18 protein-coding genes are annotated in these 21,835 nt (G+C 71.1%); 9 read left to right on the top strand and 9 right to left on the bottom strand.

Annotated features, from left to right (window positions below; all coding sequences use genetic code 11):
• Positions 1 to 31: 31 nt before the first annotated feature.
• Genes ACWGO0_RS35315 through ACWGO0_RS35285 form a run of 7 tightly spaced genes read right to left on the bottom strand, consistent with a single transcriptional unit; the run spans position 32 to position 7,866 of the window.
• Complete coding sequence (locus ACWGO0_RS35315; RefSeq protein ID WP_453544231.1) at positions 32 to 850, bottom strand: HpcH/HpaI aldolase/citrate lyase family protein; 819 nt, start codon at positions 848 to 850, stop codon at positions 32 to 34.
• Complete coding sequence (locus ACWGO0_RS35310) at positions 847 to 2,046, bottom strand: CaiB/BaiF CoA transferase family protein (protein WP_453544229.1); 1,200 nt, start codon at positions 2,044 to 2,046, stop codon at positions 847 to 849. The genes ACWGO0_RS35315 and ACWGO0_RS35310 overlap by 4 nt, the downstream gene beginning before the upstream one ends.
• Complete coding sequence (gene rbsK / locus ACWGO0_RS35305; RefSeq protein ID WP_453544227.1) at positions 2,043 to 2,927, bottom strand: ribokinase; 885 nt, start codon at positions 2,925 to 2,927, stop codon at positions 2,043 to 2,045. The genes ACWGO0_RS35310 and rbsK overlap by 4 nt, the downstream gene beginning before the upstream one ends.
• Positions 2,924 to 4,291, bottom strand: coding sequence for an ADP-ribosylglycohydrolase family protein (locus ACWGO0_RS35300; RefSeq protein WP_453544225.1), 1,368 nt, complete (start codon positions 4,289 to 4,291; stop codon positions 2,924 to 2,926). Before ACWGO0_RS35300 ends, rbsK begins: the two co-directional genes overlap by 4 nt.
• Positions 4,288 to 5,484, bottom strand: coding sequence for an ADP-ribosylglycohydrolase family protein (locus tag ACWGO0_RS35295; RefSeq protein WP_453544233.1), 1,197 nt, complete (start codon positions 5,482 to 5,484; stop codon positions 4,288 to 4,290). The genes ACWGO0_RS35300 and ACWGO0_RS35295 overlap by 4 nt, the downstream gene beginning before the upstream one ends.
• On the bottom strand, positions 5,417 to 6,697 hold the full coding sequence (locus ACWGO0_RS35290; RefSeq protein ID WP_453544223.1) for an ADP-ribosylglycohydrolase family protein: 1,281 nt from the start codon (positions 6,695 to 6,697) through the stop codon (positions 5,417 to 5,419). The genes ACWGO0_RS35295 and ACWGO0_RS35290 overlap by 68 nt, the downstream gene beginning before the upstream one ends.
• Positions 6,694 to 7,866 carry an ADP-ribosylglycohydrolase family protein gene (locus ACWGO0_RS35285; protein WP_453544221.1) on the bottom strand — a complete coding sequence of 391 codons (1,173 nt, stop codon included), beginning with the start codon at positions 7,864 to 7,866 and terminating at the stop codon, positions 6,694 to 6,696. The genes ACWGO0_RS35290 and ACWGO0_RS35285 overlap by 4 nt, the downstream gene beginning before the upstream one ends.
• 287 nt (positions 7,867 to 8,153) lie before the next feature.
• Between ACWGO0_RS35285 and ACWGO0_RS35280 the strand changes: the two genes are divergently transcribed.
• From ACWGO0_RS35280 to ACWGO0_RS35270, 3 genes are all read left to right on the top strand, one after another.
• Positions 8,154 to 8,888 carry a VIT1/CCC1 transporter family protein gene (locus ACWGO0_RS35280; RefSeq protein ID WP_453544219.1) on the top strand — a complete coding sequence of 245 codons (735 nt, stop codon included), beginning with the start codon at positions 8,154 to 8,156 and terminating at the stop codon, positions 8,886 to 8,888.
• A gap of 396 nt (positions 8,889 to 9,284) precedes the next feature.
• Complete coding sequence (gltB, locus tag ACWGO0_RS35275; RefSeq protein ID WP_453544217.1) at positions 9,285 to 13,844, top strand: glutamate synthase large subunit; 4,560 nt, start codon at positions 9,285 to 9,287, stop codon at positions 13,842 to 13,844.
• Positions 13,837 to 15,297 carry a glutamate synthase subunit beta gene (locus ACWGO0_RS35270; RefSeq protein WP_453544215.1) on the top strand — a complete coding sequence of 487 codons (1,461 nt, stop codon included), beginning with the start codon at positions 13,837 to 13,839 and terminating at the stop codon, positions 15,295 to 15,297. The genes gltB and ACWGO0_RS35270 overlap by 8 nt, the downstream gene beginning before the upstream one ends.
• Positions 15,298 to 15,462: 165 nt before the next feature.
• On the opposite strand, the gene ACWGO0_RS35265 is transcribed toward ACWGO0_RS35270, so the two are convergent.
• Complete coding sequence (locus tag ACWGO0_RS35265) at positions 15,463 to 16,377, bottom strand: rhomboid family intramembrane serine protease (protein WP_453544213.1); 915 nt, start codon at positions 16,375 to 16,377, stop codon at positions 15,463 to 15,465.
• Positions 16,378 to 16,537: 160 nt separating this feature from the next.
• On the opposite strand from ACWGO0_RS35265, the gene ACWGO0_RS35260 reads away from it, so the two are divergent.
• Both ACWGO0_RS35260 and ACWGO0_RS35255 read left to right on the top strand, forming a co-directional pair.
• On the top strand, positions 16,538 to 17,281 hold the full coding sequence (locus tag ACWGO0_RS35260) for a vWA domain-containing protein (RefSeq protein ID WP_453544211.1): 744 nt from the start codon (positions 16,538 to 16,540) through the stop codon (positions 17,279 to 17,281).
• On the top strand, positions 17,278 to 17,838 hold the full coding sequence (locus tag ACWGO0_RS35255) for a HutD/Ves family protein (RefSeq protein WP_453544209.1): 561 nt from the start codon (positions 17,278 to 17,280) through the stop codon (positions 17,836 to 17,838). The genes ACWGO0_RS35260 and ACWGO0_RS35255 overlap by 4 nt, the downstream gene beginning before the upstream one ends.
• Before the next feature lie 4 nt (positions 17,839 to 17,842).
• Here the strand turns inward: ACWGO0_RS35255 and ACWGO0_RS35250 are convergent, their stop codons facing one another.
• On the bottom strand, positions 17,843 to 18,130 hold the full coding sequence (locus ACWGO0_RS35250) for a hypothetical protein (protein WP_453544207.1): 288 nt from the start codon (positions 18,128 to 18,130) through the stop codon (positions 17,843 to 17,845).
• A gap of 152 nt (positions 18,131 to 18,282) precedes the next feature.
• Between ACWGO0_RS35250 and ACWGO0_RS35245 the strand changes: the two genes are divergently transcribed.
• From ACWGO0_RS35245 to ACWGO0_RS35230, 4 genes are all read left to right on the top strand, one after another.
• Complete coding sequence (locus ACWGO0_RS35245) at positions 18,283 to 18,777, top strand: pyridoxamine 5'-phosphate oxidase family protein (protein WP_453544205.1); 495 nt, start codon at positions 18,283 to 18,285, stop codon at positions 18,775 to 18,777.
• Positions 18,778 to 18,822: 45 nt separating this feature from the next.
• Positions 18,823 to 19,434 (top strand): TetR/AcrR family transcriptional regulator, encoded by a 612-nt coding sequence (locus tag ACWGO0_RS35240; RefSeq protein WP_453544203.1) that lies wholly within the window; start codon positions 18,823 to 18,825, stop codon positions 19,432 to 19,434.
• A gap of 350 nt (positions 19,435 to 19,784) precedes the next feature.
• A complete protein-coding gene (locus tag ACWGO0_RS35235; protein WP_015607926.1) occupies positions 19,785 to 19,988 on the top strand; it encodes a cold-shock protein in 204 nt (67 codons plus the stop codon).
• 166 nt (positions 19,989 to 20,154) lie between these two features.
• Positions 20,155 to 21,798 (top strand): DEAD/DEAH box helicase, encoded by a 1,644-nt coding sequence (locus tag ACWGO0_RS35230; RefSeq protein ID WP_453544201.1) that lies wholly within the window; start codon positions 20,155 to 20,157, stop codon positions 21,796 to 21,798.
• Positions 21,799 to 21,835: the final 37 nt, after the last annotated feature.

Below are 21,835 nucleotides of genomic sequence, written 5' to 3'. Positions count from 1 at the left end.
GGCTTGATTTCCAAGCCCGTCCGGCGATTTTTTACGTGGCGGCCCGGCTCAGCGCCAGCGTCCGCCGGGCGGAGGCGACCACCGCCGCGTCCACGAATCTGCCGTCCGGCAGCGCCTGCGCCCCCGCGTCCAGCAGGGCCGCCGCCACGACCTGCTCGGCGGCCTCGACCTCCCGGGCCGTGGGCCGGAACGCCCGCTCGATGACCGGCAGCTGGCGGGGATGGATCGCCGCCCGGCCCAGCAGCCCCAGCGACCGCCCGTGGACGGAGGACGCCCACAGCCCGTCCAGGTCCCTGACGTCCGGGAACACCGACTGGACGGGCGGGGCGAGCCCGGCCGCACGCGCCGCGACCACGATCCGGCTGCGCGACCAGTCGAGCCCGGCGTCGTCCCGCACGCCCAGGTCCGCCCGCAGGTCCGCCTCGCCCAGTGCGATGCCCCGTACCTCGTGGTGGGCGGAGGCGATCGTGTACGCGTGCTCGACGGCGAGCGCCGACTCCAGGAGCGGGTAGAGCGGGACGCCGGGCGCCAGCGCCGCCAGGTGGTGGACGCTCGCGGCGTGCGTGATCTTGGGGAGCCGCAGCCCGGAGAGGCCAGGCAGCCCCGCCAGGGCCCGTACGTCGTCCTCGCCGTGGACCCGGACATGGACCGGCACCGCACCCACCGAACCCATCGCGGGTTCGGTGAGCAGTTCGGCGGTGGCCGCCCTCGCGTACTCCTTCCGGTCGGGAGCGACCGCGTCCTCCAGGTCGACGATCACCACGTCCGCGCCCGAACCGAGCGCCTTGCGCACCACCTCCGGCCGGTCCCCGGGGACGTACAGCCAGGTCAGAGGCGTCGCGGTGGTCACAGGGCGCCCTCCGAGCGCAGGGCCGCGATCTGTGGGCCCGAGAGGCCGAGCCCGTCGAGGATCTCCTCGGTGTCCGCTCCGTGCGGCCGGCCGGCCCAGCGGATCGAACCGGGAGTCTCCGAGAGCCGGAACAGGACGTTCTGCATACGCAACGGGCCCAGCTCCGGGTCGTCGACCTCGGTGATCGTGTCGAGGGCCCGGTACTGCGGATCCTCCATCACATCCCGTACGTCATGGATCGGGGCGATGGCCGCCTCCGCCTTCTCGAACGCGGAGAGCGCGTCCTCGCGGGTGTGCCGGGCGATCCAGTTGCCGACGGCCTCGTCGAGCTCCTCGGTGTGCTCGGCGCGGGTCGTACCGGCCACGAACCAGGGCTCGTCGATCAGTTCCGGCCGCCCGACCAGGCGCATCACACGCTCGGCGACCGACTGGGCCGAGGTGGAGACCGCGACCCAGTGGCCGTCGGACGTGCGGTACGTATTGCGTGGGGCGTTGTTGCGGGAGCGGTTGCCGGTGCGCTCCTGTACGTAACCGAGCTGGTCGTACCAGAGCGGCTGCGGGCCCAGCACCGTGAGGATCGGCTCGATGATCGCCATGTCGACGATCTGGCCCTGTCCGGTGCGGTCCCGTCCGGCGAGCGCCGTCATCACGGCGTACGCGGTGGCGAGCGCGGCGATCGAGTCGGCGAGGCCGAACGGCGGCAGGGTCGGCGGCCCTTCCGGTTCGCCGGTGATCGCGGCGAAACCGCTCATCGCCTCGGCGAGCGTGCCGAAGCCGGGGCGGTGGGAGTACGGGCCGAACTGGCCGAAGCCGGTGACCCGCGCCAGGACCAGCCGGGGGTTCACCGCGTGCAGCTCCGCGGGGCCGATGCCCCAGCGTTCCAGGGTGCCGGGCCGGAAGTTCTCGATGACGACGTCGGTCTCGGCGGCCAGCTTCAGCAGCACGTCACGGCCGCCGGGGCTGGACAGATCGAGGGTGAGATTGCGCTTGTTGCGGCCGAGCAGTTTCCACCACAGGCCGATGCCGTCCTTCGCGGGGCCGTGCCCGCGCGAGGGGTCGGGCTTGCGTGGATGCTCGACCTTGATCACTTCGGCGCCGAAGTCGCCGAGCATGGTGGCCGCGAGCGGGCCCGCGAAGAGGGTGGCGAGGTCCAGGACCCGCAGGCCGGACAGGGGCGTGGTCGTCGGAGTGCTCATGCGGCCTCGATCTCGCTGCGGTACGGCATGGAGGTCGACGCGCCCGGTTTCTGTACGCAGAGCGCGGCGGCCGACGAGGCCCAGGCCAGTGCGTCAGGTACGGCTCTGCCCTCGCCGAGTGCCACGGCCAGGGTGCCGACGAAGGTGTCCCCGGCGCCGGTGGTGTCCACCGCGGTGACATCGGGGGCGGGGAAGAGGACGGGCTCGCCGCCCCGGGCCGCGTACAGGCAGCCCTTCGCGCCGAGAGTGATGACGACCTCCGGGACGTGGCGCAGCAGCAACTCCGCCGCGGCATGCGGCTCGGGGACGCCGGTGAGTGCGGCGGCCTCGTGCTCGTTGGGGATCAACAGGTCGACGGTGTCGAGGAGTTCGTCGGGGAGCGGCTGCACGGGGGACGGGGTGAGGATCGTCCGTACACCCTGGGCGTGGGCCGCCCGTGCGCCCTCGATCACGGCGGACAGCGGGAGTTCGAGCTGGAGGAGCAGCAGATCGGCGGCGGCGATGGCGGCCTTCTCGCCGGGGCCGAGTGCGGTGACGGTGCCGTTGGCGCCGGGGATCACCACGATCGCGTTGCCGCCGAGGTCGTCCACGACGATGTGCGCGGTGCCGCTGGGGCCCTCCGCGGTGTGCAGGAGATCGGTGTCGACCCCCGAGTGCTCCAGATTGGCGCGGAGCGCGGTCCCGTACGCGTCGTCGCCGACCGCGCCGATCATCACGACCTCGCCGCCCGCGCGGGCGGCGGCGACGGCCTGGTTGGCGCCCTTGCCGCCGGGAATCGTCCGGAACTCCCTTCCGGTCACGGTCTCACCGCGCCCGGGAGCCCGTGCGACGTAGGCGACAAGGTCCATATTGGTGCTGCCGAGCACCGCGATACCGGTCATGGGCGCAGTACCTCCTGGTAGGTCAGATCAGCGAGCGTGTCGAAGCCGATGGAGTCGAATCCCGGTACGGACGTGGCGAGGCGGTTCTTCAGCGGGGCGGTCCACTCGGCGGGCAGAGCGGTGGGCCGTCCGGCGAGGAGGCCCGCGAGTGAACCGGCCGTTGCCCCGTTCGAGTCGGTGTCCCAGCCGCAGGAGACCGCGCACCCGATGGAACGGCCGAAGTCCCCGTCGGCGTGGGTGAGAGCCGCGGCCAGCAGTGCGGCGTTGGGCAGCACGTGCACCCAGTGGTGGGTGTCCGCGTACGTGGCGTGCAGCCGGTCGACGACTTCGTCGAAGTCCGGTTCCGCGCGGGCCGTTTCGATGCCGAGGCGGACCGCGCGCGCGAACCGCGAGCGGGGCGGCACCACGCGCAGCCCCACCGCTAGACAGCCGTGCACATCGGTCTCGCCACCCGCGGCCTCGGCGAGGGCGGCGGCCGTGAACATCGCCCCGTACACACCGTTGGCGGTGTGCGTGAGTACGGCGTCCCTGTGTGCCTGCGCGGCGGCTGCGGCCGGGTCGCCCGGGTGGGTCCAGCCGTGCACGTCGGCGCGGATCTGCGCCCCGATCCACTCCCGGAACGGGTTGCGGTACCGGGCGGTTTCCGGCGGCTCCAGGCCGTCGAGCAGATTGCGGTAGGCGACCCGCTCGGCCGTGAAGACGCGGCCCGCCGGGATTTCGTCGAGCCAGAGCCGCCCGAGGTCGGCCGTGGTGAAGGAGCGGCCATGGCGTTGGAGCAACAGCACAGTCAGCAGAGGGTAGTTGAGGTCGTCGTCCTCGGGCATGCCGTCGATGTTCTCGGCGAGTGAGGTGGGAGCGGAGCGGCGGTTCCACGGGTATGCGGCCAGCAGCTCGGCCGGCAGGCCCTTCTCGGTGAACCAGGTGGTGAGCGGCCAGTTCCCGGCGGCGCGGGCCAAGGCGCGGATGCCGGTGAGCGGGAGCTTCTCTACGGGCTTTCCGAGCAGGCAGCCCGCGGCCCGCCCCAGCCAGGCGGCGTGCAGCCGGTCGGGCTCGATGAGGGCGCGCTCCGTGCGGGTGGCCGGCCAGCGAGGGCAGAGTGCCTGGATCTCATCGAGGCCGGTCGGCTCGTCGTCGGCCAACGGAGAGGCGAGCAGGCCGAGTTCGTCGAGCAGTCGCCCGGCGAGTGCGCGCAGCCGGGGCGACGCGGGGAGCTCCGAAGCTCCGGCCCGTTCGGGTGCGGGGGCGCCGCCCGCCTCGTACCAGCGCCGCTCGATGTCCCGCGCGTCCCGGCCGTCCTGTGCCGCTTGGCGCAGTTCGTGTCCGAGGAGGTCCTCGGGCTGCACCCAGGTCAGGCGTACGTTCACCGGGTACCGGCCAGTGCCGTGAACGCCGACTCGTGCGCGCGGCGCCGGGCGGTGTCCCGTACGAAGATCTCGCGGGTGACCTCGGTCAGAGTCCTGGCGGGGGAGTGCAGATCGAGGCGGCTGGCCTCGGCGACGGTCTTCACCCAGGCGGCGGGGACGGCCCGTTCGCCGTGCAGCGCTCCTGCCAGCGCTCCGCTCATCGTGGCGATCGAGTCGCAGTCGCGGCCGTAGTTGACCGAGCCGAGGACCGCGTGCCGGTAGTCGCCGCCGGCGACGAGCAGCATGCCGAGCGCGATGGGCAGCTCCTCGATGGAGTGCAGCCGGGAGGGGCGGCGGGCACCGAGCGAGGGGGCGCGGTAGTCCGGGCCCACCGTGTCGAAGGGGGCGACCGCGGTACGCAGGGGGAGAAGCGCCGACTCGAAGTCGGTGTACCCGGCGGCGACTTCGCAGACCGCCTCGATCGCCGCGCGTGTCCCGTCCTTGGCGAGCACGAGGCAGCTGTCGACCACGCTGGTTGGGGTGGCGCCCGGCGTGCAGGCGGCGGCCACGGCCGCGGCGAAGACCCCGGCGGCTTCCCTCCCGTACGAGGACTGATGCGGCCCCGCGATGTCCAGCGCCTCGGCGTACGCGGCCTCCGGGTGGGCGGCGTTGACCAGTCCCGCGGGGGCCATATACATGGCGGCCCCGCAGTTGACGATGTTCCCCGAGCCCGCCTCGCGGGGGTCGACGTGGCCGTAGTGCAGCCGCGCGACGATCCACTTCTCGGCGAGGAAGATCCGCTGGAGGGGGAGCGCCTCGGCCTCCAGCTCCGGAATCCAGCGGGGGTTGGAGATGAGGTCGGGTACGAGGTGGTCGGCGACGGAGTACGCGTCGAGGTGGTCGCGGACGGTGCCGTAGACCCGTACCAGCGCGTGCGTCATCAAGGTGTCGTCGGTGATGTGCCCGTCGCCCTTGTGGTACGGGGCGATGGGGCGGGCGGTCCGCCAGTCCTCGCCGTACCAGGGGCCCACGATGCCGTGGATACGGCCGCCGTGGCGTTCGGAGATCTGTTCCGGGGTCCAGCCCTCGACCGGGCCGCCGAGGGCGTCGCCGACGGCGGCGCCGACGAGCGCGCCGGTGATCCGTTCATCGAGGGTCAGGGTGGTGGGTGCGGTCGACGGTGTGGTGGGTGGTGTGGACGGCGTGGATGTCATGGGCGTCATGTCGGAATTGTCCACCCGGGGTGGCCGGTTCCGTGTCTGCCAGAAGCCCGGCGAGTTCGATGAGATCGGTGCCCGCGAAACGGGGGAGCGCGCACCCCGCGAGCGTGCGGCACGCCTCCCGCCAGCCCGCGGGCACGGTGCCGCTTCCGCCGAGCGCGCCGGTCAGTGCCCCGGCCAGCGCGGGAGCCGAGTCGGCGACCCGGGAGAGGCAGGCCGCCGACGGGACCGCCTGCGAGATCTCGCCCCGGGCCGCGGTCGCCAGCGCGAGGGCGACCGGCACCGTCTCGGCCGCGGCGATTCCGTAGCTGTAGACGTGGTCGACGATCTGGTGCTCCAGCACGGGGACAAGGGCGAACGCACCGGCGGGCTCGTCGGCGAACTCGCGGGCGATCCGGACGGCGTGCGCGGCGTTGCGGGCGATCTCGGTGCCCTCCGGGAGCTGGGCGAGGGCCGCGTTCACCGCGGTGTCGACGTCCGCTCCCGCGAGGGCCTCGGCGATCGCGGCGGCGATGGCGCGGGCGCCGTGGACCCCGTCGCCGTCCTGGGTGTAGCGGGCGTCGAACTCGGCGAGCGTGGCAGCGGCGGCGGGGTCGCCCGGGTGGACGACCGCGAGCACGGCGGCGCGCATGCAGGCGGCGTCGTCGAAGTAGTGCGGGTTGTCGTGCCCGGTCGCGGGCGGGCGCAGACCGGCGGCGAGATTGCCGAGCCCGGCCCGTACGGAGATCCGGGCCCGGAGGGGGAGTACGGCGGCCTCGACCTCGGGCGCGCGTGCGCCCGCCTCGGCGACCTTCGCGGCCAGGGCGTTCCAGGCGCGGTCGATGGCATCGCGCATCCGGCGCTCGTCGGAGAGCCCGAGCCCCCGGTCGGCCGCGGCGGCCAGCACGGTACGGGCCGCGAAGGCGGCCCACTCGGCGTCGTCCGAGGGCCCGAGCCGGAGCGGTTCGGGCGGCTGGTTGAGGGCGATCGGGACGGGCAGCGTGGTCGTGGCGTTCTGCTCGGCGAAGGTGTCGAGCTCACGGGTGAGCCGCCGCGTCCACTCGGGCATCCGGGCCGCCCGGTGCCGCGCGGCGGGCCACCCGGCGGCGTCCCCGGCGGCCAGCCCGAGCAGCAGCCCCTCGATACGGGCGCGCCGCCCGGGTGCGCCCGTCGGCCGGGTCCTGGCGGGTGCCAACCGGGTGGATGCCGTGGGGCGGGCCGTCGTCATCGTCGTGCTCCCTGGTCGCCGGTGAGCCGGGTGGTGCCGAAGGGGTGTGCCGGGTGGGCGTGCGCGATGTCGGGCGAACGGTCCGGTTCGTCCGGCTCGTCCGGGGTCAGGAGTTCCGCGATGTCCAGCACGTGATAGCCCCGCATCGACGGCAGGCAGCTGCCGCGCACCGGGCCGATCGCCGCGCCCCACTCCCACGGGATCGCCGACGCCCCGTTCAGCGCCCCGGCCAGTGCCCCCGCCACCGCGGCCGTGGTGTCCGCGTCGCGGCCCATGTTGACGGCCGTCAGCACCGCCGTGCGGAAGTCGCCGCGCGCCGCCGTGAACGCGCCGAAGGCCAGGCCCACCGCCTCGGGCGCCAGATCCGTCCACGGGTAGCCGCCGATCACCACCGCGGAACGCACCGCGCGCTCCATCGTCAGCTGATCGGGGTACGAGCGCTGCGCGGCCGACACCGCGCGCCGTAGCGACCGCGCCGTCCAGGAGTCCATCGGTACGACGGACAGCGCGGCGGCGATCACCGAGGCCAGGCCGGACCCCACCATGGCGGCCGCCACCCCGGCCGCGACCGCCTGCCCGCCGTAGATGCCCTCCCCGTCGTGACTCACCCCGCCGTCCACCGCCACCAGCCGGGCCGCCTCCGCCGGACGGCCCGCCGCGAAGACCCCGAACGGCGCCGCCCGCATCGCGAGACCGTCGCTCCAGGCGTGCCGGTGCTGCGCCGAGATCGGGGCGGCCAGCCCCCGGCGCAGATTCTCCAGCGTGCCGCGCTCGCTGAATCCCGCACCCCGGAACGGCCCCTCGTCCAGGTCGGCGATCCAGTGGTGCCAGGCCCGCTCCACATGGGAGACCGTCAGCGCCGAACCGTGCCGGGCCAGCAGGAGCCCCGAGAAGATCGCGTACTCCGTGTCGTCCGTACCCGCCGGGTCCTCGCTCACGAAGCCCTCGATCCGGCCCCAGCGGCGCCGGATCTCGGACGGGCGGAGGTTCTCCGCCGGTGCGCCCAGCGCGTCGCCCACGGCGAGACCGAGCAGCGCTCCACGGGCCCGGTCGGCCCGTCCCTTCGTGGCGCCCGCCGGGGCGCGGCCGTCCGCTCCCGCCCGTACCCGTGTGTCATCGGCGCCCACACCCCCCTGCTGCTCGGCCGGATTGCCTGCAATCAGCTCCATCGCGTCGACCCTTCGCTCGTACCGCGCCGGTCCGGACGCCGGTGCGGCCACCGGCGGGACCATCGATGCGATCTGTCCCACGCGAGGGGCGCGGCGAGGCCGCCCGGAGCAACAAAAGGGCCACACGGATGACACCGGCCACGCCTCGGACAAGGCCGGTCCGAACCGCCTTCCGAGGCAGGTAAGTACGGCCTTCCTTGCTGGCGGGAGGCGTTTTTCGTGCGTATTTTCGAGGGTGTTGGCGGGGGCCGGAACGTGGACCCCCGCTGCCGGAGAAGGGGAGAGCTGTGTCCATCATCGAGACCGACGCCGTCCTGCACGAGGCGCACCGCGACAACCACACCCACCGCGATGTGAACGGTGGCTGGCTGCGTCCGGCGGTGTTCGGTGCGATGGACGGGCTGGTCTCCAACCTCGCCCTGATGACCGGTGTCGCGGGCGGCTCGGTCGCGCAGCAGACCATCGTGATCACCGGTCTGGCGGGCCTGGCCGCGGGCGCGTTCTCCATGGCGGCGGGCGAATACACCTCCGTCGCCTCGCAGCGCGAGCTCGTCGAGGCAGAACTCGATGTCGAGCGCCGGGAACTGCGTAAGCACCCCAAGGACGAGATGGCGGAGCTCGCGGCGCTCTACACCTCCCGCGGAGTCGACCCCCTGCTGGCCCACGAGGTCGCCAGGCAGCTGTCCACGGACCCCGAGCAGGCACTGGAGATCCACGCCCGCGAGGAGCTCGGGATCGACCCGGGCGACCTGCCCTCGCCGCTCGTCGCCGCCGTCTCCTCCTTCGGCGCCTTCGCGCTCGGCGCGCTCCTGCCCGTACTGCCCTACCTGCTCGGAGCCACCGCGCTCTGGCCCGCTGTGCTGCTCGCGCTGATCGGCCTCTTCGGCTGCGGAGCCGTGGTGGCCAGGGTGACCGCCCGCAGCTGGTGGTTCAGCGGTCTGCGGCAGCTCGTGCTCGGTGGGACCGCCGCCGCGCTCACGTACGGACTCGGCATGGTCTTCGGCGTCGCTGTCGGGAGCTGACCGAGGGCTTCACACCGGCCGGCCGGCGGCCGGCCGGTGTGACATACGTCTTGATGAACGTCACTGGGCGGAACGGCCCCGCGCGGCGTAAAATGAGTCTCTATACAGGACTACACATAAGTAGTCGTTACTCGGCGGTTTCGTTTGTGCGACCGCTGGGAAAGAGCCGTAGACACACGCGGGCAACGACGCTCGCTCTCTGCGGTCCCCCCGGGTACTGACCGACTGCGGTCCGCCCCGACTGTGACCCACCTCCGCCACCACATGGCGTCCGCATGCTGGAACAGACCTTCCGCTTTTTGAGAAGCGCTCCATCATGTAACCTGCACGAAATTTCGCAGAGGGCCAACGTCGTCCCTCGGCACTGCATATGCCACGACGACGACGGGAGAGCCGATGCGTTCCGACGCCTGGTCGCCCATGGACGGTCGCCCCGCCCAGCAGGGGATGTACGACCCCCGTAACGAGCACGACGCCTGTGGCGTCGGGTTCGTGGCCACTCTGACCGGTGTGGCCAGCCATGAGCTGGTCGAGCAGGCGCTGACCGTACTGCGCAACCTCGAACACCGCGGCGCCACAGGATCCGAGCCCGACTCGGGTGACGGCGCCGGCATTCTGCTCCAGGTACCGGATGCCTTCCTCCGCGAAGAGGTCTCCTTCGACCTCCCCGAGGCCGGCTCCTACGCCGTCGGAATCGCCTTCCTGCCTGCGGACGACTCCACCGAGTCCGTCCGGAAGATCGAGAAGATCGCCGCCGAAGAGGGCCTGAAGGTCCTCGGCTGGCGCGAGGTCCCGGTCACCCCCGACCTCCTCGGCAACGGCGCCCGCGCCACCATGCCCGAGTTCCGCCAGCTGATCGTCGCGGACGGTACGAGCACCGGTGTCGTGCTCGACCGCAAGGCATTCGTGCTGCGCAAGCGCGCCGAGCGCGAGGCCGGGGTGTACTTCCCCTCCCTCTCCGCGCGCACGATCGTCTACAAGGGCATGCTCACGACCGGGCAGCTGGAGCCGTTCTTCCCGGACCTCTCCGACCGCCGTTTCGCCACCGCGGTCGCGCTGGTCCACTCGCGCTTCTCCACGAACACCTTCCCGAGCTGGCCGCTCGCCCACCCGTACCGTTTCGTCGCGCACAACGGCGAGATCAACACGGTCAAGGGCAACCGCAACTGGATGAAGGCCCGCGAGTCCCAGCTCGCCTCCTCGCTCTTCGGAGCCGAGCAGCTGGACCGGATCTTCCCCGTCTGCACCCCGGACGCCTCCGACTCGGCCTCCTTCGACGAGGTCCTGGAGCTGCTCCACCTCGGTGGCCGTTCGCTGCCGCACTCGGTGCTGATGATGGTCCCCGAGGCCTGGGAGAACCACGCCTCGATGGACCCGGCCCGCCGCGCCTTCTACCAGTACCACTCCACGATGATGGAGCCCTGGGACGGCCCGGCCTGTGTCACCTTCACCGACGGCACCCAGGTCGGCGCGGTCCTCGACCGCAACGGTCTGCGCCCCGGCCGCTACTGGGTCACCGACGACGGCCTCGTCGTCCTCTCCTCCGAGGTCGGTGTCCTGGACATCGACCCCGCGAAGGTCGTCCGCAAGGGCCGCCTCCAGCCCGGCAAGATGTTCCTCGTCGACACCGCCGAGCGCCGCATCATCGAGGACGACGAGATCAAGGCGTCCCTCGCCGCCGAGCAGCCGTACCAGGAATGGCTGGAAACCGGCGAGATCGAGCTCTCCGACCTCCCCGAGCGCGAGCACATCGTGCACACCCACGCCTCGGTCACCCGCCGGCAGCAGACCTTCGGCTACACCGAGGAAGAGCTCCGCGTCATCCTCGCGCCGATGGCCCGCACCGCGGGCGAGCCGCTCGGCTCCATGGGTACGGACTCGCCGATCGCCGCCCTGTCCGAGCGCCCCCGGCTGCTCTTCGACTACTTCACGCAGCTCTTCGCGCAGGTCACCAACCCGCCGCTGGACGCGATCCGCGAGGAGCTCGTCACCTCGCTGCGCTCCACGCTCGGCCCGCAGGGCAACCTGCTGGAGCCGACCGCAGCGGCCTGCCGCAGCGTCACGCTGCCGTTCCCGGTGATCGACAACGACGAGCTGGCCAAGCTCATACACATCAACGCCGACGGCGACATGCCGGGCATGAAGGCGGCCACGCTTTCCGGCCTCTACCGGGTCAGCGGCGGCGGCGACGCCCTCGCCGCCCGGATCGAGGCCATCTGCACCGAGGTCGACGCCGCCATAGAGGACGGCGCCCGCCTGGTCGTCCTCTCCGACCGGCACTCCGACGCCGAGCACGCGCCGATCCCCTCGCTGCTGCTCACCTCGGCCGTCCACCACCACCTCATCCGTACCAAGCAGCGCACCCAGGTGGGCCTGCTGGTCGAGGCCGGTGACGTCCGCGAGGTCCACCACGTCGCCCTGCTGATCGGTTACGGCGCCGCCGCGGTCAACCCGTACCTGGCGATGGAGTCCGTCGAGGACCTGGTCCGCGCCGGTACGTTCATCGAGGGCATCGAGGTCGAACAGGCCATCCGGAACCTGATCTACGCGCTCGGCAAGGGCGTCCTGAAGGTCATGTCCAAGATGGGCATCTCGACCGTCGCCTCCTACCGAGGCGCCCAGGTCTTCGAGGCCGTCGGCCTGGACGAAGCCTTCGTCACGCGGTACTTCAACGGCACCGCGACCAAGATCGGCGGAGCCGGTCTCGAGGTCGTCGCCAAGGAGGTCGCCGCCCGGCACACCAAGGCGTACCCCGCCTCCGGCATCGCGGCCTCGCACCGCGCGCTGGAGATCGGCGGCGAGTACCAGTGGCGCCGCGAGGGCGAGCCGCACCTGTTCGACCCGGAGACGGTCTTCCGCCTCCAGCACGCCACCCGCAACCGCCGGTACGACATCTTCAAGCAGTACACCGGCCGGGTGAACGAGCAGTCCGAGCGCCTCATGACGCTCCGCGGACTCTTCAACCTCACGTCGGACCGCGAGGCGATCTCCGTCGACGAGGTCGAGCCCGTCGCCGACATCGTCAAGCGCTTCTCCACCGGCGCCATGTCGTACGGCTCGATCTCGGGCGAGGCGCACGAGACCCTCGCCATCGCGATGAACCAGTTGGGCGGCAAGTCCAACACCGGTGAGGGCGGCGAGGACGCCGACCGCCTGTACGACCCGGCGCGCCGCTCGTCCATCAAGCAGGTCGCCTCCGGCCGCTTCGGTGTGACCAGCGAGTACCTGGTCAACGCGGACGACATCCAGATCAAGATGGCGCAGGGCGCCAAGCCCGGCGAGGGCGGCCAGCTGCCCGGCCACAAGGTCTACCCGTGGGTCGCCAAGACCCGGCACTCCACCCCGGGTGTCGGTCTGATCTCCCCGCCGCCGCACCACGACATCTACTCCATCGAGGACCTGGCTCAGCTGATCCACGACCTCAAGAACGCCAACCCGGTGGCCCGCATCCACGTGAAGCTGGTCTCCGAGGTCGGTGTCGGCACGGTCGCGGCGGGCGTCTCCAAGGCCCATGCGGACGTCGTCCTCATCTCCGGCCACGACGGCGGCACGGGCGCGTCCCCGCTCACCTCGCTGAAGCACGCGGGCGGCCCCTGGGAGCTCGGCCTCGCCGAGACCCAGCAGACCCTGCTGCTCAACGGCCTGCGCGACCGCATCGTCGTCCAGACCGACGGCCAGCTGAAGACCGGCCGCGACGTCGTCATCGCCGCGCTGCTGGGCGCCGAGGAGTTCGGTTTCGCGACCGCGCCGCTCGTCGTCTCCGGCTGCGTCATGATGCGCGTCTGTCACCTCGACACCTGTCCGGTCGGCATCGCCACGCAGAACCCCGTTCTGCGCGAGCGGTTCTCCGGCAAGGCCGAGTACATCGTCAACTTCTTCGAGTTCATCGCCGAAGAGGTCCGCGAGATCCTCGCCGAGCTGGGCTTCCGTACGATCGAGGAGGCCGTCGGCCACGCCGAACTCCTCGACACCGACCGGGCCGTCACGCACTGGAAGGCGCAGGGTCTCGACCTGAAGCCGCTCTTCCACGTGCCGGAACTGCCCGAGGGCGCGGTCCGCCACCGGACCGTCGAGCAGGACCACGGACTCACCAAGGCGCTCGACAACGAGCTGATCAAGCTCGCCGCCGACGCGCTCGGCGCGGACAGCGCCGAGGCCGCCCAGCCGGTCCGGGCCCAGATCGCGATCCGTAACATCAACCGGACCGTCGGCACCATGCTCGGCCACGAGGTCACCAAGAAGTTCGGCGGTGCGGGCCTGCCCGACGACACCATCGACGTGACCTTCACCGGCTCCGCCGGCCAGTCCTTCGGCGCCTTCGTCCCGCGCGGTGTGACGCTGCGCCTGGAGGGCGACGCCAACGACTACGTCGGCAAGGGCCTCTCCGGCGGACGCATCGTCGTCCGCCCGGACCGCGGCGCCGACCACCTCGCCGAGTACTCCACCATCGCGGGCAACACCATCGCCTACGGCGCCACCGGCGGCGAGCTGTTCCTGCGCGGCCGGACCGGAGAGCGGTTCTGTGTCCGTAACTCGGGCGCGACCGTCGTCTCGGAAGGCGTGGGCGACCACGGCTGCGAGTACATGACCGGCGGCCACGCCGTCGTACTCGGCGAGACCGGACGCAACTTCGCCGCGGGCATGTCGGGCGGCGTCGCGTACGTCGTCGACCTGGACCCCGACAACGTCAACATCGGCAACCTCGGTGCGGTCGAGACGCTCGACGACACCGACAGGCAGTGGCTGCACGACGTCGTGCGCCGCCACCAGGAGGAGACCGGTTCCACGGTCGCCGAGAAGCTGCTGGCCGAGTGGGACGCATCCGTGACCCGCTTCAGCAAGATCATCCCGTCCGCCTACAAGGCAGTGCTCGCCGCCAAGGACGCCGCTGAGCTCGCCGGTCTCTCCGAGCAGGAGACCACCGAGAAGATGATGGAGGCAGCGACCAATGGCTGACCCCAAGGGCTTCCTGACCACCGGCCGCGAGGTCGCCAAGACCCGCCCCACCGGCGAGCGCGTCAAGGACTGGAACGAGGTCTACGTTCCGGGCTCGCTGCTCCCGATCATCAGCAAGCAGGCCGGCCGCTGCATGGACTGCGGCATCCCGTTCTGCCACAACGGCTGTCCGCTCGGAAACCTCATCCCCGAGTGGAACGACTACGCCTACCGCGAGGACTGGACGGCGGCGTCCGAGCGCCTCCACGCCACGAACAACTTCCCGGAGTTCACGGGCCGCCTGTGCCCCGCTCCGTGCGAGTCGGCGTGTGTGCTCGGCATCAACCAGCCGGCCGTCACCATCAAGAACGTCGAAGTCTCCATCATCGACAAGGCGTGGGACAGCGGCGACGTCACCCCGCAGCCGCCCGAGCGCCTCTCCGGCAAGACCGTCGCCGTCATCGGCTCGGGCCCGGCCGGACTGGCCGCCGCCCAGCAGCTGACCCGGGCCGGTCACACGGTCGTCGTCTACGAGCGCGCCGACCGCATCGGCGGCCTGCTCCGCTACGGCATCCCCGAGTTCAAGATGGAGAAGTCGCACATCAACCGCCGCATCGAGCAGATGCGCGCGGAAGGCACCAAGTTCCGTACGGAGGTGGAGATCGGCAAGGACATCGACGCCGCCAAGCTCCGCCGCCGCTACGACTCGGTCGTCATCGCCGCAGGTGCCACCGTCTCCCGCGATCTGCCCGCCCCGGGCCGTGAGCTGAACGGCGTGCACTTCGCGATGGAGTACCTCCCGCTCGCCAACAAGGTGCAGGAGGGCGACCTGACGGTCTCCCCGATCACCGCCGAGGGCAAGCACGTCGTCGTCATCGGCGGCGGCGACACCGGCGCCGACTGCGTCGGTACCGCCCACCGCCAGGGCGCGGCCTCCGTCACCCAGCTGGAGATCATGCCGCGGCCGGGCGAGGACCGGAACGCCAACCAGCCGTGGCCGACCTTCCCGATGCTCTACAAGGTCACCTCCGCGCACGAGGAGGGCGGCGAGCGGGTCTACTCCGTCTCGACCACCCACTTCGAGGGCGACGAGGACGGAAACGTCCAGGCCCTCCACCTGGTCGAAGTGGAGTTCAAGGACGGTAAGCTGGAGCAGAAGCCCGGGACCGAGCGGCGGATTCCCGCTCAGCTCGTGACCCTGGCCATGGGCTTCACAGGTACCGACCAGGCCAACGGCCTCGTCCAGCAGTTCGGCCTCGACCTCGACCAGCGGGGTAACGTGGCCCGGGACGAGGACTACGCGACCAACGTCCCCGGTGTGTACGTCGCCGGTGACGCGGGCCGAGGCCAGTCACTGATCGTCTGGGCCATTGCCGAGGGCCGCTCCGCGGCACGCGGCGTGGACCGATTCCTGACCGGGACCAGCGCACTGCCGGCCCCGATCCGCCCGACGGACCGTTCACTCACGGTCTGATCGCGGCACACAAAGACGTCCCGTACAACGGCGTACGGAACTGAACGCGGCGCCTGCCTTGTCCCCGACCGGACTCTGGTGGGCGCCGTGGCGCGTCCGGGGCCGGGTACGCCCGGACCCATCCGGCCCCGCCCCTTCACTGCCGGGGCGGGGCCGTACGTACCGTCAGGCGCCGCCCGTCAGCGAGGCGGTCTTCGAGGCCACGACGATCGCGAACAGACAGAGCAGGACCAGACCCCCGCCGATCTGCGCCGGGGTGGTCTTGAACTTCGCGGGCGCGTAGGCCATGGCCCAGGTGACCAGGCCGCCCGTCAGCAGCCCGCCGAGGTGCCCCTGCCACGAGGTGAACGCGGCCGAGATGACCAGCCAGAGCAGCAGGCCCGTCAGCATGTGTTTCTCGGCTCGCATGTCCCGGCCGAGGCGTCGGCTGATGATGTAGAAGGCCGCCGCGATACCGAAGATCGCGCCCGACGCGCCCACCGTCACCGTCTCCGGCGAGATGACGTAGACGAGTACCGAGCCGCCCACCGCGGAGAGCAGATAGAGCGCCAGATACCGGGCCCGGCCCAGCTGTCCCTCGACGGTACGGCCGAGATTCCAGAGCGCGAGCATGTTGAAGACCAGATGCATCACACCGAACGAGGTGTCGGGCGGCAGATGCAGGAACGCACCGGTCAGCAGCCGGTACCACTCGCCGTCCGCGATCCCGCTCAGCTCGTACCCGGGGAAGACCTCGCCCTTGTAGTAGTACTGCCCGCCCTGCGCGTCGACCAGCAGGGCACCGACTACGGCGAACCGGTCCACCACCGAGGGCAGGGCCACCTCCGCTATGTACGCGAGGACGTTCAGTGCAATCAGGACGTACGTCACGACGGGCGCCGTCGCCATGGACGCCGTACCGCCGAAGATCCTGCGGGCCTGCCGGACGGAGCGCTGCCCCTCCTTCACGCACTCCACGCAGTGATGGCCGACCGCGGCCTCACGCATGCAGTCGGGGCAGATGTAGCGGTCGCATCGGGTGCAGCTCACATACGTCTCGTACGACGGATGGCGGTAGCACCTGGTGGCGGCGGCCTCCATGGCCGGCTCCTTCATGGGTCGACTGACAGAAAAGGGGCCGATGGGGACGGCGGCGATCAAGATAGCGAACGCGGCTGACGGTCATGGGCCCGGGTACCGGGCGGTGACCTACCCTCAGAAGTCGTAACAGCGCGGAACGCAGCGCAGAACGGAGACCTTCATGACCGGATCGCCAACCGCCCCGGGCCCGGCCATCAGCCTCCGCAAGGTCGAGGAGACGGCGCCCGCACTCGTCAGCCTGTACAAGAGCGCCAGCGTCTCGCTGGAGAAGCACGGGATGACGGGCCACCGCGCGGCGGTCTATCTGGTCCTCGACTACTCCGGTTCGATGAGGGACTACTACAAGGACGGCAGCGTCCAGGCGCTGGCCGACCGGGTGCTCGGTCTGTCGGCCCACCTCGACGACGACGGCCGCGTCCCGGTCGTGTTCTTCTCCACGGACATCGACGCGGTCACCGACATCGCGCTGGACGATCACCGCGGACGCATCGACAGAATCGTGGCGGGCCTCGGGCACATGGGGAAGACCAGCTACCACCTGGCCATGGACGCCGTCATCGACCACTACCTCGACAGCGGCTCGACGGCACCCGCCCTCGTCGTCTTCCAGACGGACGGCGGCCCCATCAGCAAGCACGCGGCGGAACGCTATCTGTGCAAGGCGGCGAAGCTGCCGCTGTTCTGGCAGTTCATCGGCTTCGGCAACAAGCGGAGCTCGCAGTTCGACTTCCTGCACAAGCTCGACGACCTGGCCGTACCCGCCAAGCGCCCCATAGACAACGCGGGCTTCTTCCACGCCGGAGCCGACCCCCGGCAGGTCCCCGACGCCGAGCTGTACGACCGGCTGGTCGCCGAGTTCCCGCAGTGGCTGGCTGCGGCCACGGCGCAGGGCATCGTCCGATGACGGCGCGCGTGCTGAGGGCGGCCGGACGTACGCCGGTGCCGTGGAGGAACGGCGGGGGAGTCACCCGGGAGATCGCCGTGTGGCCCGAGGGAGCCGCCTCCGACGCCTTCGACTGGCGGATCAGCCTGGCGGACGTGGCCGCGGACGGGCCGTTCTCCGCGTTCCCCGGCATCGACCGCACCCTGACCGTGGTCGAGGGTGAGGGCATGGACCTGCTGGTGGACGGTGAACACCACATCGTCGACGAGCCGCACTGGCCGTACGACTTCCCCGGTGACCTGGAGACCTTCGGCAGCCTCCTGAGCGGCCCGGTCGTGAACTTCAACGTCATGTACCGCAGAGGCCGTACGCGGGCGGCGACCGCTGTCGTCCGCGGCACCGTCCGGCTGATGCCGCCCGGCGGCGGCGCGGTACTCGCCCTCGCCCTCGACGAGGGCGCCGTCCTCGACGGCACGGACATCGAACTGGGCCGATACGACGCGGTCCTGGCGACCGGCGAATCCCCGGGCGTGCTCCGGACGATGGGCTCCGCCGTGGTGGTGACCCTCGGGCCGTGAGCCGCTACGCCCCCGGAATCCAGTAGTTGTGCACCGGAGAGGAAGCCGGGGGCTCGGGCGAGGCGGGGATGCCCAGACCCTCGGCGACCGGCATGATCACCGTGCCGAACTTGTCCATCGCCTCCTGGGACTCCCAGAGGTCGTAGATCTCCAGGCCCGTGTCGGTCGGGACGCAGACATGCGAGATGCAGCCGGCGAACGTGTCGCCGGGCAGCGCCTGGAGTTCGGCGTTGAGCGTGTCGTACTGGGCCGTGGTGACGCCGGGCAGAGTGGCCTTCATGAAGATCGTCATGGGAACTCACCTCGGTCGGCGGGCCGGCCCCCGCCGCGGTACGCGGCCGTACCCCTTCCAGAACAGCACGTTTGCCGTACGGCAGCATCCGGCCGGGTGACCGCCCGGTAATCCGGACAGAAGATGTCGGGTATCCCGTGTTTCCTTGTCCCATGACATCGAGTTCGTGGGCAGATTTCAGGACGGCGGAGCCGGCGTTCGCCGAGACCGTGCAGAAGCGATTCCAGCTGTACAAGCACCATGTCCTGGCGACCCTCCGCAAGGACGGCTCGCCCCGGGTCACCGGCCTCGAAGTGGACTTCCGCTTCGACGAGCTGCTGCTCGGCATGATGCCGAACTCCCGCAAGGCGCTCGACCTGCGGCGCGACCCGAGGTTCGCGGTACAGGCCAACCCCGGACCGGGCGCGGAGATGGCGGAAGGCGACGTCCGGATCTCCGGCCGTGCGATCGAGGTGACCGACCCGGACGTGCTGGCGCGCTTCATCGAGGACGCGAACCCGCCGGTCCCGTTCCACCTGTTCCGTACGGAACTGACGGAGGTGGTCCACACGGGTCTGGAGGGCGGCGACACTCTGGTCGTACAGGCGTGGCGCCCCGGCCACCCGCTGCGCACGATCCGCCGGACCAACGAGGAGAGCCCGGCCTGACACGGTGAGGGCCGGGCGGGCAACGGGCGGGCGGACAATGGGCGGGTGCCTACCAAGAAGAAGCCCCAGGTGACCCCCTCGCCCGCGCGGCGCAGCGAACTGCTCGCCACCGCCGCCGAAGTCTTCGCCGCACAGGGATACAACGCCACCACCGTCCGCAAGATCGCGGACGAGGCGGGGATGCTCGCGGGCAGCCTCTACTACCACTTCGATTCCAAGGAATCGATGGTCGACGAAATCCTCTCCACCTTCCTCGGCGAGCTCTGGGAGGGGTACGACGCGGTGCTGGGCGCCGGGCTCGGCCCCAGGGAGACCATCGAGGCCCTCGTCACCGAGTCCTTCCGGGAGATCGACCGGCACCGCGACGCCGTCGCCATCTACCAGAAGGAGTCCAGGCACCTCGCCACCCAGCCGCGCTTCGGCTATCTCACCGACTCGCAGACGAAGTTCGAGAAGGCATGGCTCGGCACGCTGGAGCGCGGCGTCGCCGACCGCGTCTTCCGCGCCGACCTGGACATCCGGCTCACGTACCGCTTCGTCCGTGACACCGTCTGGGTCGCGGCCTCCTGGTACCGGCCGGGCGGACAGCACAGCCCCGAGGAGATCGCCCGCCAGTACCTCTCGATGGTGCTGGACGGCATCGCGCTGCGCGCCTGACCCGCGCGGGGCCTACATTGGGGAAGCGGTACGTGCCCCGCCGGCAGGCGCGGTGCTCCGAGTGACCGCAGGGTGACCATCCGGGAACGGCAGGGCAAAGAGCCCCCGCAACCCCCCTGGTCAGCAAAGTTTTCCGTCCGGCGGTGCGCTGGGATCCGCCGCCGGACGAGATGACGTGCTACGGTGGTCCAGTTGCAGTTTTGGTACCCATGAACTTTATGTGCGCCTGACGGGAACCCTCCATCAGGCGCTTTATTGTTTTCCGGCTTTCTCCGGGTGGGGCTCAATGCGGCGACTTGGAATTCGTAAAGTGCGGATTTCCGGCACTGCACCTCTTTTAGGAGATCGACATGGCTACTGGAACCGTGAAGTGGTTCAACTCGGAAAAGGGCTTCGGCTTCATCGAGCAGGACGGCGGCGGCGCTGACGTCTTCGCCCACTACTCGAACATCGCCACCCAGGGCTTCCGTGAGCTCCAGGAGGGCCAGAAGGTCTCCTTCGACGTCACGCAGGGCCAGAAGGGCCCGCAGGCGGAGAACATCGTCCCGGCCTAATTGCCGGACGCGTACCTCGCAACCGGGGCCCGCACCGTGAAGGTGCGGGCCCCGGTTTGTGCTGTCTCCGGGACATCCCGCTTTGTGCTGCATCCTGGGGCGCACATCAAGCAGTCCACCAAGCATTCCGCAGTAACCCAGGAATCCCCCAGGAGGGCAATTCCGTATGACCCGCTCCGAACGCCAGGACCGACCGGCCACCCGCACCCGTCCGACCAGGGGACGTGGCCCGGCCCAGGCACAGGCCTCCGGCCGGGGAGCCGGCAAGGCGCCGACAAGGCGCCGCGCCGCGTCCCCCCAGGGCGAGTTCACCCTGCCGGAATCCATCACCCCCGCCCTGCCCGCCGTAGAGGCGTTCGCCGAGCTGGACATGCCCGCGGCGCTGCTCAAGACGCTTGCCGCGCAGGGCGTCACCGAGCCCTTCCCCATCCAGGGCGCCACCCTGCCGAACTCGCTGGCCGGCCGTGACATCCTCGGCCGCGGCCGCACGGGCTCCGGCAAGACGCTCGCCTTCGGCCTGGCGCTGCTGGCCCGCACCGCCGGCCGCCGCGCGGAGCCGCGCGCCCCGCTGGCGATGGTCCTCGTCCCGACCCGTGAGCTCGCGCAGCAGGTCACCGACGCCCTCACGCCGTACGCGACGTCCGTGAACCTGCGGCTCGCCACCGTCGTCGGCGGCATGTCGATCAGCAAGCAGTCGGGCACGCTGCGCCGCGGCGCCGAGGTCCTCGTGGCCACGCCCGGCCGCCTCAAGGACCTCATCGAGCGCGGCGACTGCCGCCTCGACGACGTCGCCATCACCGTCCTCGACGAGGCCGACCAGATGGCGGACATGGGCTTCATGCCGCAGGTCGTCGCGCTGCTCAAGCAGGTCGAGCCCGACGGACAGCGGATGCTGTTCTCCGCGACCCTGGACAAGAACATCGACCGCCTGGTCAAGATGTTCCTGACCGACCCGGTCGTGCACTCCGTCGACCCGTCCGCCGGTGCGGTCACCACCATGGAGCACCACGTGCTGCATGTCATGGACGAGACCGACAAGAAGGCCGTCGCGCTCAAGATCGCCGCCCGTGAGGGACGCGTGATCATGTTCGTCGACACCAAGCGTGCCGCCGACCGTTTCGCGAAGCGGCTGCTGGCCAGCGGTGTACGGGCTGCCGCCCTGCACGGCGGCCGGTCCCAGCCGCAGCGCAACCGGACCCTGGACCAGTTCAAGACCGGCCAGGTCACCGCGCTCGTCGCGACCAATGTGGCGGCCCGCGGCATCCATGTCGACGACCTCGACCTCGTCGTCAACGTGGACCCGCCCACCGACCACAAGGACTACCTCCACCGCGGCGGGCGCACGGCGCGCGCCGGTGAGTCCGGCAGCGTCGTCACGCTGGTGCTGCCCGAGGAGAAGCGGGAGATGACCAGGCTGATGCAGGACGCCGGCATCGCGCCGCGCACCACCCGCATCAAGTCGAGCGACGAGGAACTGACCCGGATCACGGGTGCCCGCGAGCCCTCCGGCATCGCGATCGTCGTCGAGGTCCCGCAGCCGACCCAGCCGAAGCCGCGTACGCGGGCGGGTGGCGGAGCCGCGGGTGCGAGCGCCGGTGGCTTCCGCGCAGGCAGCCGGGGCCGCGGTCGCCGCGGCGGCGCGGGCGGCGCCGGTGGCGAGGCACGCTCGGGCGGTACGGGTGCGGGTACCGGTTCCGTACGTGGTGGCGCCGGCCGTGGCAGCGGTGAGTCCCGGAGCGCCGGGACGGGCCGCGCCGGCACGGGCTCGGCCCGCAACGGTTCGGCTTCGCGCGGTCGCCGGGCGGCGTAGCGGGGCCTTGGTCAAGTGAAGGGGCGGGGCGGGGATC

Source organism: Streptomyces sp. NPDC055749 (genome assembly GCF_053617235.1).
The sequence above is the reverse complement of the archived record's forward strand: the minus strand, read 5'-3'. Positions and strand labels throughout refer to the sequence as shown.